Origin of the sequence: Methylorubrum rhodinum, from assembly GCF_014199935.1 — a bacterium.
GTDB classification, from domain to species: domain Bacteria; phylum Pseudomonadota; class Alphaproteobacteria; order Rhizobiales; family Beijerinckiaceae; genus Methylobacterium; species Methylobacterium rhodinum.
The window spans coordinates 51,436-65,975 of sequence record NZ_JACHOP010000012.1; the positions used below are offsets into that span (position 1 = coordinate 51,436).

Here is a 14,540-nt window from a genome sequence, read left to right on the forward strand (position 1 = left end):
GACAGGCCGGCAAGAGGAGACGGCGAGAGATGGCCCACACCCACGCGAGACTCGTGATCATCGGCTCAGGCCCGGCCGGCTACACCGCCGCGATCTACGCCGCCCGCGCCATGGTCGAGCCGCTGCTCATCTCCGGCTTCCAGCCCGGCGGCCAGCTCATGATCACGACCGACGTCGAGAACTATCCGGGCTTCGCCGAAGCGATCCAGGGCCCGTGGCTGATGGAGCAGATGCGCTCCCAAGCCGAGCATGTCGGCACCAAGATCGTGTCCGAGTACATCACGAACGTCGATCTGAAGACCCGCCCGTTCCGGCTGGAGGCCGATTCCGGCGAGACCTACACCTGCGACGCGCTCATCATCGCCACGGGTGCCCAGGCGAAGTGGCTCGGCCTGCCGTCGGAAGCGAAGTTCCAGGGCTTCGGCGTCTCGGCCTGCGCCACCTGCGACGGCTTCTTCTTCCGCGGCAAGGACGTGACCGTGGTGGGCGGCGGCAACACCGCCGTCGAGGAGGCCCTGTATCTCGCCAACCTCGCCAAGTCCGTGACGGTGGTCCACCGCCGCGGCGAGTTCCGGGCCGAGCGCATCCTGCAGGAGCGCCTGTTCAAGCACGCCAACGTCAGCGTGAAGTGGCACCACGCGGTGGAAGAAATCTGCGGCTCGGCCACGCCCCCCTCGGTCACCCACCTGCGCCTGAAGGACCTGCGCTCGGGCGAGATCGTCGAGCACCCCGCCGACGGCCTGTTCGTCGCCATCGGCCACCAGCCGGCGACCGGCATCTTCGAGGGCCAGCTGCCGATGCGCCACGGCGGCTACATCACCGTGACGCCGGGCACGACCGCGACCGACGTGCCCGGCGTGTTCGCGGCGGGCGACGTCACCGACGACGTCTACCGTCAGGCGATCACTGCCGCGGGCATGGGCTGCATGGCCGCCCTGGAGGCCGAGAAGTACCTCGCCGCCCTCGATGTCGGCGAGAGCCCGGCCAAGGCCGCGGCCGAATAGTTTTGCGATGGGGATAAGGGTGGGCGCGGGTGACCGGCGCCCACTTCCCTGTTGACGAAGATTGCCGCGCAACCAAATCGCAAGCTTGCCGTCCTAGCCTGGACGATGCAGGAACCCTACGGTTTCGCCGGAAGCTCTTCGCTCGGCGAATGGCGAGGGCGCGTACAGCGATTGCGTCGTGCAACGCCCGAAGGTCGCGGCCTCTCGTGACGGGCAGACCTCGACGGGCGGGAGTGACGGCCTTGGATTGGGACAAGATCCGGATTTTCCTCAATGTCGCGGAGGCCGGGAGCTTCACGCGGGCGGGCGACGACATCGGCTTGAGCCAGTCGGCGGTGAGCCGCCAGATCAGCGCGCTGGAGCGCGAGCTGAAGGCGCCCCTGTTCCACCGCCACGCCCGCGGCCTGATCCTGACCGAGCAGGGCGACCTGCTGTTCCGCGCCGCCCGCGACATGAAGCTGCGGCTGGAGAACACCCGCGCCCGCCTCGTCGAGACCAGCGAGCGCCCCTCGGGCGACCTGCGCGTGACGACCACCGTCGGGCTCGGCTCGTCCTGGCTCGCGGGACGGATCTCGGAATTCCTCGACCTCTACCCGGACGTGCGGGTCGAGCTGGTGCTGACCAACGAGGAACTCGACCTCGCCATGCGCGAGGCCGACATCGCCATCCGCATGCGCCGCCCGGCCCAGCCGGACCTGATCCAGCGGCGGCTGTTCACCGTGCATTACCACGCCTTCGCCAGCCCCGATTACGTCAAGCGCTTCGGCGAGCCCAAGACCATCGCCGACCTCGACGAGCACCGCCTCGTCTCCTTCGGCGGCAACGAGCCGTCCTACCTGCTGGCCACCCACTACCTTGCCAGCATCGGCCGCGAGGGCGACGACCGTCGCCCGGTCCACTTCACGGTCAACAACATCAACGCCCTGCACAAGGCGATGGAGGCCGGCATCGGTGTCGGCATCCTGCCCGACTACGCGGTCGACGGCGACGAGAACCTCGTCCAGGTCATGCGCGAGGTCGAAATGCCGACCATGGAGAGCTACCTCGTCTACGCCGAGGAGATGCGCACCGTGGCCCGCGTCCAGGCGTTCCGCGACTTCCTGGTGAACAAGGCTCAGCGCTGGACCTACTGAGGTCTCTGTCGACAGATCACCCACCACAGTCATTCCGGGGCTCGCCGAAGGCGAGAACCCGGAATCCACGACTGGCCGAGGCGCCTCGTACGGCCGTGCATCACCGGTGGATTCCGGGTTCCGCTGCGCGGCCCCGGAATGACGGCACGGGTCGAAGGACAGCGTGACCGCGGACGCGCCCACCTCACGTAAATCACGACCGCCCTTGTCGCGGGCGCGCCGCCTCGTCTAAGACCGGCCCTCCCCGCCGGGCGGCTTCCGAGCCCCCGTCGAAAGACATCCGGCTGGCATGACCGCGATTCACTGCCTCAACGGGCCGAACCTCAATCTGCTGGGCACGCGCGAGCCGGGCATCTACGGCGCGGCGACGCTCGCCGACATCGAGCGCGATCTGCAGGAGCGCGCGGCTCGCCTCGATATCGCCCTGACCTTCCGTCAGACGAATCACGAGGGCGAACTCGTGTCGTTCGTGCAGGAGGCGGGCCGGGCCGGAGCCGGGGTGCTCATCAACGCCGCCGCCTACACGCACACCTCGATCGCGCTCCGCGACGCCATCTCGGGCACCGGCGTGACCGCGGTCGAGATCCACCTCTCGAACGTGCATGCCCGCGAGGCGTTTCGCCATGTCTCCCTGATCGCGCCGGTCTGTGCCGGCGTGATCGCGGGTTTCGGTCCCTACAGCTACCTGGCGGGGCTCGACGCCCTCGCCCATCTCCTGCGCGGCCGCACCCCGTCCGCCTCCTGACTGCAGAACCAAGAGCCGATGGCCAAGAACGAACCCTTCGATCCCGATCTGGTGCGCGAACTCGCCAAGATGGTCGCCGAGACCGATCTGAGCGAGATCGAGGTCGAGAAGGGCGACCTGCGCATCCGCGTCGTCCGCAGGATCGAGCCGGTCGCGGTCCAGGTCGCCCCGCCCGCCCCCGCCCTGGCCGCGGCGGCGCCCGCGCCGACGGCGGTGCCCGCCGCTCTGGCCCCGGCCCCGGCCAAGGCCGGCGCGGGCCATCCTGGCGCCGTGCCTTCGCCGATGGTCGGCACCGCCTACCTGCGGCCCTCGCCCGAGGCGAAGCCCTTCATCGAGGTCGGCGCGCGGGTCCAGGCCGGCGACAAGCTGCTGCTCATCGAGGCGATGAAGACCTTCAACGACATCGTGGCGCCCCGCGCCGGCACCGTCACCGCGATCTTCGTCGAGGACGGCATGCCCGTCGAGTACGGCGAAGCGCTCCTCGTCCTCGAGTGATGGCTGGCGGATGTTCGACAAGATCCTGATCGCCAACCGCGGCGAGATCGCGCTGCGCATCCTGCGCGCGGCCAAGGAACTCGGCATCGCGACGGTGGCGGTCCACTCCACCGCCGACGCCGACGCCATGCACGTGCGACTGGCCGACGAGAGCGTCTGCATCGGCCCGCCGACCGCCCGCGACAGCTACCTCAACATTCCCTCGATCATCGCGGCCTGCGAGATCACGGGAGCGGACGCGGTGCATCCGGGCTACGGCTTCCTGTCGGAGAACGCCCGCTTCGCCGAGGTGCTGGCCCACCACAACATCGGCTTCATCGGCCCCAAGGCCGAGCATATCCGCGTCATGGGCGACAAGATCGAGGCCAAGCGCACGGCAAAGGCCCTCGGGATTCCCTGCGTGCCGGGCTCGGAAGGCGGCATCACCGACACGGACGAGGCCAAACGGGTCGCCGCCGAGATCGGTTATCCGGTGCTGGTCAAGGCGGCCTCCGGCGGCGGCGGACGCGGCATGAAGGTCGCCCGCACCGAGGCCGACCTCGAACAGGCGCTCGCCATGGCCCGCACCGAGGCCAAGGCGGCCTTCGGCGACGACGCGGTCTACCTCGAAAAGTACCTGACCAAGCCGCGCCACATCGAGGTGCAGATCCTCGGCGACGGCCGCGGCGGCGCCGTGCATCTGGCCGAGCGCGACTGCTCGCTCCAGCGCCGGCACCAGAAGGTCTGGGAAGAGGGCGGTTCGCCCGTGCTGAACCCTGAGATGCGCGCCGAGATCGGCGGCATCTGCGCCAACGCCATGCGCCAGCTCGGCTATATCGGTGCGGGCACCATCGAGTTCCTCTACGAGGACGGGCGGTTCTACTTCATCGAGATGAACACCCGGATTCAGGTGGAGCACCCCGTCACCGAGATGATCACCGGGATCGACCTCGTCAACGAGCAGATCCGGGTCGCGGCCGGCGGCGGGCTGTCGGTCGCGCAGGAGGACATCAAGGTCGAGGGCCACGCCATCGAGTGCCGGATCAACGCCGAGCACCCGGCGACCTTCCGGCCCTCCCCGGGCCTCATCACCTACTTCCACCCGCCCGGCGGCCTCGGCGTGCGCGTCGATTCGGCGGCCTTCCAGGGCTACCGCATCCCGCCGAACTACGATTCGCTGATCGGCAAGCTGATCGTGCACGGGCGCACCCGCAACGAGTGCCTGATGCGCCTGCGTCGCGCCTTGGACGAGTTCGTGGTCGACGGCATCGACACCACGCTGCCGCTGTTCCGCACCCTGGTGCGTAACGCCGACGTCCAGAACGGCGATTACGACATCCACTGGCTCGAAGGCTTTCTGGAGCGCGAGGGCCTGTCGGAGACCGACCCGAAGCGCTGAGCGATCGAGCCTGCGAGACGAGAGCCGGCCCCATCATAGGGCCGGCTTTTTCATGCCCTCCGCCGTCATTCCGGGGCCGCGCAGCGGAACCCGGAATCCACCCGTGATGCGACGACCTGCAACCCGCTGCGGCCAGTCGTGGATTCCGGGTTCGCCTGCGGCGCCCCGGAATGACGACGGAGGATGATGGGGCTGGCGTTCCCGCCCCGCCGGAGCGACAACGAGTCCGATGCACGACAGGACTTCCGTGGACATCACGCCCGACATCCTGCTCAAGGCCTACGCGGCGGGCATCTTCCCGATGGCGGAGGATGCCGACGACCCGACGATCTACTGGGTCGAGCCGCGCGCCCGCGGCGTCCTGCCCCTCGACCGCTTCCATGTCCCGAAGCGCCTCGCCCGCACCGTCCGCTCCGACGTGTTCGAGGTCATGACCGACCGCGATTTCGACGCCGTGATCGACGGCTGCGCCGCGCCCCGCCGCGACACCGCCCGCACCTGGATCAACGGGCGCATCCGCGACCTCTACGGCGCGCTCTACGACCGCGGCGCCTGCCACACGGTCGAGGTCTACCAGGCGGGCCGGCTGGTGGGCGGGCTCTACGGCGTCTGCCTCGGCGCCGCGTTCTTCGGCGAGAGCATGTTCCACGAGGCCCGCGACGCCTCGAAGGTCGCCCTGGTCCACCTCGTCGCCCGCCTGCGCCGCGGCGGCTTTCGCCTCGCCGACACGCAGTTCCTCACCGATCATCTCAGCCAGTTCGGCGTCGAGGAGGTGCCCCGCCACGTCTACAAGCGCCGCCTCAACGAGGCCGCCGCCGAGCGGGCCGAGTGGGGCGACCCGGCGCGGATTTTCTCCGGGCGCGAGGCTTTGGCCGATCTCGGCATCAAGCGCGAGGCGGACTGATCGGCGTCACCGCCGACGCGCGTCGAGGGCGAGCAGCCGTCCGGCCAGCGCGACGACGGCCTGACGGTCCCCGCGCAGCTCGTCGCGGAACAACCCGTCGAGCGACAGCACCGCCATGCCGTGAACCAGTGCCCAGCACCGCAGCGCCTCGTCCGCGGCGTGCTCCGCAGGCGCCAGCGTCGCGACGCGGGCGGCGAGCACGCCGAAGGCGTCGGCCGAGGTTTTGGCCAGCGCCTCGGGCAGCGCGGCCGAGCAACTGCGGAACATCAGCCGGAACAGCCCCGGATTGGCCGCTGCGAAGGCGACATAGGCCACGCCCTGGGCGACCAGCGCGGCTTGTCCATCTCCCGCTCGGACACCGGACGGAGCGCCTGTCCCCTCCCCCTTGCGGGGAGGGGTTAGGGGTGGGGGTCGGGCAGAAGGCACCACCGAGCCTCCTCCGGCACCACCCCCACCTCCTACCTCCTCCCCGCAAGGGGGAGGAGAGGCCCCCCGGTCCGCCGCCTCCAGATCGGCCCGCAAGCGCTCAAATCCGACCGCGGCGACGGCGGAAAGCAGCGCGTCCTTGTCGGAAAAATGCCGGTAGGGCGCCATAGCCGAGACGCCGGCGCGGCGCGCCGCCTCCCGCAGGCCGAGCGAGGCCGGATCGCCCCCCTCCTTCAGGATCGCGAGCCCGGCCGCGACCAGCGCCTCGCGCAATTCGCCGTGGTGGTAGCCGGCCTTCGCGGGCCGCGATGTTGACACTGTACGCGCCGCCCCTATGATGACGGTGTAAACATGGAGGTGGTGCCATGCCGGCGGAAGCGGTGCAAGCGGGTCACGAGGCACGGCCCGACCGGGAATCGGTCGATCTCTCCGGCTATCCCGACCTCGTCGTGGTCTATCTCGGCTTCCGGGTCGGCACGTGGCGGGGCCTGCTGGCGCTCGTCGGCATCGGCCGCGGCATCGCCGGCATCCAGCGGGAAATGCCCGAGGGCCTCCTCGTCCACGAGCACCTCGTGTTCGGCCTCAACCATATCGGGATGCGCCAGTACTGGCGCGACTTCGAGAGCCTGGAAGCCTTCACCCGCTCGGAGCCGCACCGGACATGGTGGCGCGATTTCGGCCGCGACCGCTCCGGCACCGCCTTCTGGCACGAGGCCTACCGCCTCTCGGGCGGGATGGAGGCCATCTATGTCGGCCTGCCGAATCCGATCGGGCTCGCCCGCTTCGCCGGGGCGCGCAAGCCGGTCGGGCCGTTCATGTCTTCGCGGCAGCGGCTGGCGGGGTGAGGCAGGGTTCCACCCTGCACCCGCGAAAGGGCTCGCCCTTTCGAAACCCCTTACCTAAACAGCGCGTCGAAGAAGTTCTGCGGCTCACGCGGCTGTGGCGGGGCCGGGGCCGGGCCCTCGTTGTTCGGGAAGAATTTGCGGGACGGCTTCTGCTTCGGCTGGACCGGCACGCCGCGCGGCCCCTCGACATCGACCTGACCGGCCTGGTTGACCTGCTGGGCGGTCTTCGTCGGGTCGCTGCCTTTCTTGCGGCCGGGCTTGTCCTGGCGGGAGGCGAGCGCGGGCACGTCCTCCTGCTCCTTCGCCTCGGCGATCACGTCGGTGCCGCCCTTACAATCGGTCAGCCACACGTCGTAGATCGGGTGCTCGATGGCGTGCAGGCCGGGGCTCGCCGCGAACATCCAGCCGGTGAAGATGCGCCGGTACTTGCTGTCGAGCGTCACCTCGTCGACTTCGAGGAAGGCGGTGGTCTTGGGCGTCTCGGTGGGGGGGCGCGAGTAGCACACCCGCGGCGTCATCTGCAGCGCGCCGAACTGCACCGTTTCGTCGATGGCGACCTCGAAGGTCACGATCCGCCCGGTGATCTTGTCGAGCCCGGAAAAGACTGCGGTCGGGTTCTTGATCTTGTCGGCCGAGGCCGGCAGCGCGGCGAGCGTCAGCGCCAGCGCGGCGAGCGCGGTCCGGCGCAACGATGGGGCGGAGATGCGGCTCAAGGCGCCCTCTTGAGTCATTCGAACGGCCGGTCGGCCCGAAAAGCGGATCGGTCGTCTGAACACCGCAAGGGTGGTGGAAAAAGGGCGATGGCCGCGTCCGCCGTCAATTCCGCACGGGCTTGGCTCCGATGGCCATGCGGAAGATCGTGGTCGGAAACGCGATCTTGTTCGTGCCGCCGTTCATCGCCTTGCTGCGATTCATCTGCGCGGCAGGAATCCACAACCCGCCCTCCTCGTCGATCCACATCGCGTCGCCCCACACCAGCCGCGGGTCCTGCACCAGCGTGCTCTGGCTGCCGTCGGGCGCGAACTTGAGGATGCGGAGACGGTCCGTATCGGAGGCGTAGATGTTGCCGTCGGCATCGATCGCCGTGCCACCGGTCGAGACGGTGGCGGCGAACAGCTCTATGTGCTGGCCCCGTTCCGCGTCGCTCACGCTCTTGTCGTCGAGCCATTTGGTCTCGATGCGGTAGAGCGGGCCGGTGCAGGCCTGATAGTAGAACCATTTCCGGTCCGGTGAGACTTCGAGCTGATCGGCGTGGATCGCGATCGGCTGGTCCTTCTCGCTCAGCAGCACCTTGTTCTCGCCGGTGAGCGGGCGCTGCGCCACCGTGGAGGGATGCCCTTCGAGCACGCGCCGCAGCGACCCGTCGTCGAGATCGAGCACGATGAGGCCGGGCTGTCCGGCATCCGTGAGATAGACCTTGCGGCCGTTGAACCGGAAATCGTCGATGAAGCTCTTTTGGGTGGTCGCGCCACCGAGCGAAAAGACCTTGCGGACCTTGTTGGCGGAAAGGTCGATCTGCACCAGCTTCGGCCCGCCGGGCAGCGGCGCCCCGCCGAGTTCGGCCGCCCCCTTGTCGACCACCCACAGGTCGCCGTCCGGCCCGATGCGGATCGCGTTGGCGCCGACGAACGCTTTTGCCGCGTCGTCGCCGGTCTTCCAGCTGTTCCAGGCGGTGTCCGGATAGGCTTGCGGCTTTCCGTCGATCCACTCACCGAGCTGGATCCCCTTGTCCTTCTGCTGGCGCTGGAACGGCGAAAACAGCCGCCCGTCCCGGGTGCGGGTGATGCCGTTGAAGACGAGGCTTTCGGATTGCAGGACCGGCGTCAGTTCGGCCGGGGCCTGCGTGTCGGCTTCCTGCGCCTGCGCCACGCCCGCGCCGAGGCACAGCAGGGCCGCCATCGTGATCGCGCGCATCGAAAGATCCCTCCCACCGGTTCGTGGAGGGAAAGGCCGGAGCCCCGGATCGGTTCAGTTCAGGGCTGCGCCTGAGCGATCACGGAATCGCTGACTCGCGGTCTCTTACTCGCCCGGCGTCCACGGCACGTAGTCGCCGGTCGCGGCGGGCCGCGCGCCCCAGGAGAGCTGCGAGCCCTTCGGCCGGTAGGCGGCGGCCGTGCCGGTGAGGTTCTCTTCGTGGGGCTTCTGCCACTCGCGCGGGCGGTAATCCTCCTCGCTCGGGGGGACATCGCCGTTGTGGCACAGCCACGCGCGCCAGCCGGGGGGCACGCGGGAGGCGTCGGCGTAGCCGTTATAGACCACCCAGCGCCGCTCCGGGCCGACCGAGCGGTCGATCAGGGGCCCCAGTGCCTTGTAGTACTTGTTGCCGAGTTCGTCCGTGCCGACGAACTGCCCGCTGCGCGCGGTGATGAGCGCGAGCGACACGGTCTGCCCGTTCCACCACGTGAAGATGCGCAGCAGCGTGTCCTTGAGGGCCATGGTTCCTCCCGGCCCGCAGGCCGGCTCGTTCACGGATGCGCGCGTTATGCGGCAGCCCGCACGCGCCGTCCAGCGAGACCGCGCATCTGTCGCATTTTCGGCACGCGGCCGGAGTTCCGAACGCCCGTTCACCATGTGGCCTTCCGGGCCGGTGCGGTTGCCTGTGAATCCAAAATTTTTCGCCGGCGATTCCGACAGACGAAAACGGCACTTAGCGGGACGGCCGCGATATCCACAGGATTATGCCGCCAACCACTACATCTAGCGAGGAACACGGGTAGCCGGCACTAGTTATTGACGTCAGAGGCAGCCGGGCGTTAAGGTTCGGGCATCGCTTCGGACGGGTCGGCGCCGGGTCCCAAACCCCGGTCCGCACATCGATCGAACGGTTTCGTGTGCGCGTCACGCGGCCGGAGCGGACATCCTGCTTTCCATCCTGACACGGTGCGGCACCATCCGCTCCGGGCGCTTTCACGCGTCTCATGGGGAAATGATTCATGCGGTTCGAGCGGCGCTACACCACGGCCGGCCAGTCCCCCTACGCTTCGATCGCCTTTCGCGAGGCGGTGAGCGAGATCCGCAACCCCGACGGCTCGGTCGTCTTCCGGCTCGCCGGCATCTCGGTGCCCGAGAGCTGGAGCCAGGTCGCCGCCGACGTGCTGGCGCAGAAGTATTTTCGCAAGGCCGGCGTCCCGGCCCGCCTGAAAAGGATCGAGGAGAACAGCGTTCCCTCGTTCCTATGGCGCTCGGTCCCCGACGAGGCCGCGCTCGCCGCGTTGCCCGAGGACGAGCGCTTCGTCTCCGAGATCTCCTCGACGCAGGTGTTCGATCGGCTGGCCGGCTGCTGGACCTATTGGGGCTGGAAGGGCGGCTACTTCTCCTCCGAGGAGGACGCCTCCGCGTTCCAAGACGAGTTGCGCTTCATGCTCGCCCGCCAGATGGTGGCGCCGAACTCGCCGCAATGGTTCAACACCGGCCTGCACTGGGCCTACGGCATCGATGGTCCGAGCCAGGGCCACTATTACTGCGACTACCGCACCGGCGAACTCACCAAGTCGGCGTCAAGCTACGAGCACCCGCAGCCGCATGCCTGCTTCATCCAGGGCGTGCAGGACGACCTCGTCAACGAGGGCGGCATCATGGACCTGTGGGTGCGCGAGGCGCGCCTGTTCAAGTACGGCTCCGGCACCGGCTCCAACTTCTCGATGCTGCGTGCGGAAAACGAGAAGCTCGGCGGCGGCGGCAAGTCGTCGGGCCTGATGTCGTTCCTCAAGATCGGCGACCGCGCGGCGGGCGCGATCAAGTCCGGCGGCACGACGCGACGCGCCGCCAAGATGGTGATCGTCGATATCGACCACCCGGACATCGAGGCCTTCATCGACTGGAAGGTGAAGGAGGAGCAGAAGGTCGCTGCCCTCGTCACCGGCTCCAAGGTCGTCTCCAAGCACCTCACCGCGGTGATGAAGGCCTGCACTCAGTGCGAGGCCGAGGGCGACGCCTGCTTCGATCCCGAGCGCAACCCGGCGCTCAAGCGCGAGATCAAGGCCGCCCGCAAGGCGATGGTGCCCGACGCCTACATCAAGCGCGTGGTGCAATTCGCCAAGCAGGGCTTCGTCAAGATCGAATTCCCGGTCTATGACACCGATTGGGATTCGGAAGCCTACCTCACCGTCGCCGGCCAGAACTCCAACAACTCGGTCTCCCTGACCGACGAGTTCTTGCGCGCGGTGGCAGCCGACGAGGATTGGGCGCTCACCGCCCGCACCACAGGCAAGGTCACCAAGACCGTGAAGGCCCGCGAGCTGTGGGAAAAGATCGGTGAGGCCGCCTGGGCGTCGGCCGATCCGGGCCTGCACTTCAACACGACGATGAACGACTGGCACACCTGCCCGACCGGTGGGCGGATCCGGGCCTCGAACCCGTGCTCCGAGTACATGTTCCTCGACGACACCGCCTGCAACCTGGCCTCGGCCAACCTGCTGACGATGTACGACCGCGCCACGAAGCATTTCGACGTGGAGGCGTTCGAGCACCTCAACCGCCTCTGGACGGTGGTGCTCGAGATCTCGGTGATGATGGCGCAGTTCCCGTCGAAGGAGATCGCCGAGCTCTCCTACAAGTACCGCACGCTGGGCCTCGGCTACGCCAATATCGGCGGCCTGCTGATGACGATGGGCCTGCCCTACGATTCCGATAAGGGCCGGGCGCTCGCCGGGGCGCTGACTGCGATCATGACGGGCGTGGCCTACGCCACCTCCGCCGAGATGGCGAAGGAACTCGGCACCTTCTCGGAATACCCGCAGAACGCCGCCCACATGCTGCGGGTGATCCGCAACCACCGCCGCGCGGCCCACGGCGAGGCCCAGGGCTACGAGGGCCTCAACGTCGCCCCCGTGCCGCTCGACCACGCCAACATCCCGCAGGGCGATCTCGGCGCGCACGCCAGGGCGGCCTGGGATCGGGCGCTGAGCCTCGGCGAGCAGCACGGCTACCGCAACGCGCAGGCCACCGTGATCGCGCCGACCGGCACGATCGGCCTCGTGATGGATTGCGACACCACCGGCATCGAGCCCGACTTCGCCCTGGTGAAGTTCAAGAAGCTCGCGGGCGGCGGCTACTTCAAGATCATCAACCAGGCGGCGCCCGACGCCCTGCGGGCGCTCGGCTACCGCGAGGCCGAGATCGCCGAGATCGAGGCCTACGCCGTCGGCCACGGCTCGATGGGTCAGGCGCCCGCGATCAACCCCGGTTCGCTTCGCGCCAAGGGCTTTTCGGATGAGAAGATCGCGGCGGTGGAAGCCGGCCTACGTTCAGCCTTCGACATCAAGTTCGTGTTCAACCGCTGGACGCTCGGCGACGACTTCTTGAAGGACACCCTCAAGGTGCCCGCCGAGAAGCTGGCCGACCCGACCTTCGAGTTGCTGCCCTTCCTCGGCTTCTCCAAGAAGGACATCGAGGCCGCCAACACCCATGTCTGCGGGGCGATGACGCTGGAGGGCGCGCCGTTCCTCAAGCGTGAGCACTACGCGGTGTTCGATTGCGCCAACCCGTGCGGACGCACCGGCAAGCGCTACCTCTCGGTCGAGAGCCACATCCGCATGATGGCGGCGGCACAGCCCTTCATCTCGGGGGCGATCTCCAAGACCATCAACATGCCCAACGATGCCACGGTGGAGGACTGCAAGGCCGCCTACCTGATGTCCTGGCGCTTGGCGCTCAAGGCGAACGCCCTCTACCGCGACGGCTCGAAGCTGTCGCAGCCGCTCAACGCGGCGCTGATCGCCGACGAGGAGGACGAGGCCGAGGACGCGCTCGAAGCGATCATCCAAGCCCCGGCCGCCGCCAAGGCGTCGATCGCGGCGGAAAAGATCGTCGAGCGCGTCATCGAGCGGATCGAGCGCATCCGCTCGCGGGAGAAGATGCCTGACCGGCGGAAAGGGTACACCCAGAAGGCGGTCGTCGGCGGGCACAAGGTCTATCTGCGCACCGGCGAGTACGAGGACGGGCGGCTCGGCGAGATCTTCATCGACATGCACAAGGAGGGCGCGACCTTCCGGAGCCTGATGAACAACTTCGCCATCGCGATCTCGCTCGGCCTGCAATACGGCGTGCCGCTGGAGGAATACGTCGAGGCCTTCACCTTCACCCGGTTCGAGCCGGCGGGCTTCGTGCAGGGCAACGACGCGATCAAGAACGCGACCTCGCTCCTCGACTACGTGTTCCGGGAGCTGGCCGTGTCCTATCTCGGCCGCACGGATCTGGCCCACGTCAACCCAGCCGAGATCGGCGGCACGGTGCTCGGCGGCGGCGAGGGCGACACCACCCGCGAATCGGCCAAGCCCGCCCCGGCGGCCTCCGCGGTGGTCTCCCGCGGCCTGCTGCGCGGCTCGGCCGACCGGCTCACCCTGATCCAGGGCGGTCCCTCGGGTGCCACGGTGGGCGTCGCCGCACCATCGACCGGCCAGACGGCTCCGGCGGGCGGCGCGGTCCACGCGGTGTTCGGTGCAACAGCACTTAAGCCTCGCGAAGATGATAGGACTGTTACCCTTCCCTTCACCGCGCCCCAAGCTGAGCCTATGCTGTCGAAGGAATTCAGAAGAACCGAAGCAAAATTGAAAGGGTATGTGGGAGAGGCATGCCCTGAATGCGCCAACTTTACCTTGGTGAGGAATGGTACGTGCATGAAGTGTGACACCTGCGGCAGCACGACTGGCTGTTCGTGAAAGTAACGGAGTATGGCACGGACCTACACTACTAAGCGCCGTTCATACTCCGACATTAATCGTGAGGCGGAGCGAGCTCGCGAGCTTGGCAACTTGCGAGACTCTATCGACTTTTGTATAAATGACTTTATAGACGGACCATTGAGAGACAGCTGCAAAGGAAGGCTTGCGACTCATGTCATTCCCGCCACGCGAATGGCTGAACCAGCTAAGGTTGACCTGAGCAAAAAATATTCTTCAATGAATTTACACGTTCGAGAGGACATATGGTCCGATAGCAAAGCGAAATTAGCATTGCCACGATTTGTACTAGCACATGAAACAGGTTACATGTGCTAGTACAAAGACGATAACTTCGATTTTTCTCCATACAACGAAGATGATGACAGATTTGTCGAAAGAGAATACTTCGTTGAGGATCAGGCTAATAATTTCGCAGATATATTTCTGTTGTCAGAAGGGGCAGTAAGCGGATTTTCAAGCATGAAGGAATTGTTTGATTACTGTGATTTCTATTGCAGAGTGCCAGACGATACTATTAAACGGCGGTTTGAATTGGTTTCGCAGTCAAAAAGCCACCATTTTGGCCCAAAGCACGACTTGAGTCGTATTTGCTTCAAATGCAGAAGTCGCCGCGTCTTAGAAATTCTGAATTACCAGAAATGTGACGACTGCTCAAACGTAAATTACTAGCGCGATTCGATACGTAAAGAAAAGCAATTCCGACAAATCAAAGAACTTCATATTCAAGTATTAGCTTCCTACTTGCAAGGCCTGCCCAAAAGGTGCGAACTTCACGCTGGTCCGCAACGGCATCTGTCTGAAGTGCGGCACCTGCGGCGGCACGACGGGGTGCTCGTGATCGGCACCACGCTTGTCGAAGTCGGCGTGTGACCTGACCGGTATTTTGGACCGAGCCGTGAGAGGCTACTGCACGGCCGCTGCCATGGG

General features: G+C 66.9%; 12 protein-coding genes. 8 read left to right on the plus strand and 4 right to left on the minus strand.

The window, feature by feature from the left end; translation table 11 throughout:
• The first annotated feature begins 29 nt into the window (after positions 1-29).
• From trxB to aat, 6 genes are all read left to right on the plus strand, one after another.
• Positions 30-1,004, plus strand: a complete 975-nt coding sequence (gene trxB, locus HNR00_RS14560) for a thioredoxin-disulfide reductase (protein WP_183570500.1) — start codon at positions 30-32, stop codon at positions 1,002-1,004.
• Between the two features lie 242 nt (positions 1,005-1,246).
• Entirely contained in the window at positions 1,247-2,137 is an 891-nt protein-coding gene (locus HNR00_RS14565) for a LysR family transcriptional regulator (protein ID WP_183570502.1), read from the plus strand.
• Between the two features lie 289 nt (positions 2,138-2,426).
• Positions 2,427-2,882 carry a type II 3-dehydroquinate dehydratase gene (gene aroQ, locus HNR00_RS14570; RefSeq protein ID WP_183570505.1) on the plus strand — a complete coding sequence of 152 codons (456 nt, stop codon included), beginning with the start codon at positions 2,427-2,429 and terminating at the stop codon, positions 2,880-2,882.
• Positions 2,883-2,900: 18 nt separating this feature from the next.
• The gene (gene accB, locus HNR00_RS14575; protein ID WP_183570507.1) at positions 2,901-3,377 is read left to right on the plus strand and encodes an acetyl-CoA carboxylase biotin carboxyl carrier protein; all 477 of its coding nucleotides are present in this window, start codon (positions 2,901-2,903) and stop codon (positions 3,375-3,377) included.
• A gap of 10 nt (positions 3,378-3,387) precedes the next feature.
• The gene (accC, locus tag HNR00_RS14580; RefSeq protein WP_183570509.1) at positions 3,388-4,755 is read left to right on the plus strand and encodes an acetyl-CoA carboxylase biotin carboxylase subunit; all 1,368 of its coding nucleotides are present in this window, start codon (positions 3,388-3,390) and stop codon (positions 4,753-4,755) included.
• 229 nt (positions 4,756-4,984) lie between these two features.
• Positions 4,985-5,659, plus strand: coding sequence for a leucyl/phenylalanyl-tRNA--protein transferase (aat, locus tag HNR00_RS14585; protein WP_183570511.1), 675 nt, complete (start codon positions 4,985-4,987; stop codon positions 5,657-5,659).
• A gap of 6 nt (positions 5,660-5,665) precedes the next feature.
• Here aat and HNR00_RS25530 read toward each other — a convergent pair whose 3' ends face one another.
• Positions 5,666-6,403 carry a TetR/AcrR family transcriptional regulator gene (locus HNR00_RS25530; RefSeq protein WP_312886062.1) on the minus strand — a complete coding sequence of 246 codons (738 nt, stop codon included), beginning with the start codon at positions 6,401-6,403 and terminating at the stop codon, positions 5,666-5,668.
• A gap of 47 nt (positions 6,404-6,450) precedes the next feature.
• Between HNR00_RS25530 and HNR00_RS14600 the strand changes: the two genes are divergently transcribed.
• Positions 6,451-6,930: a monooxygenase family protein gene (locus tag HNR00_RS14600; protein ID WP_183570514.1), complete on the plus strand. Its 480-nt coding sequence runs from the start codon at positions 6,451-6,453 to the stop codon at positions 6,928-6,930.
• Between the two features lie 50 nt (positions 6,931-6,980).
• Here the strand turns inward: HNR00_RS14600 and HNR00_RS14605 are convergent, their stop codons facing one another.
• From HNR00_RS14605 to HNR00_RS14615, 3 genes are all read right to left on the minus strand, one after another.
• Complete coding sequence (locus HNR00_RS14605) at positions 6,981-7,643, minus strand: DUF2155 domain-containing protein (RefSeq protein ID WP_183570516.1); 663 nt, start codon at positions 7,641-7,643, stop codon at positions 6,981-6,983.
• A gap of 103 nt (positions 7,644-7,746) precedes the next feature.
• On the minus strand, positions 7,747-8,844 hold the full coding sequence (locus HNR00_RS14610; RefSeq protein ID WP_183570518.1) for an SMP-30/gluconolactonase/LRE family protein: 1,098 nt from the start codon (positions 8,842-8,844) through the stop codon (positions 7,747-7,749).
• Between the two features lie 105 nt (positions 8,845-8,949).
• Entirely contained in the window at positions 8,950-9,366 is a 417-nt protein-coding gene (locus HNR00_RS14615; protein WP_183570520.1) for an NADH:ubiquinone oxidoreductase subunit NDUFA12, read from the minus strand.
• Between the two features lie 497 nt (positions 9,367-9,863).
• Here HNR00_RS14615 and HNR00_RS14620 point away from each other — a divergent pair, with 497 nt between their 5' ends.
• Entirely contained in the window at positions 9,864-13,589 is a 3,726-nt protein-coding gene (locus HNR00_RS14620) for a vitamin B12-dependent ribonucleotide reductase (RefSeq protein WP_183570522.1), read from the plus strand.
• Positions 13,590-14,540: the final 951 nt, after the last annotated feature.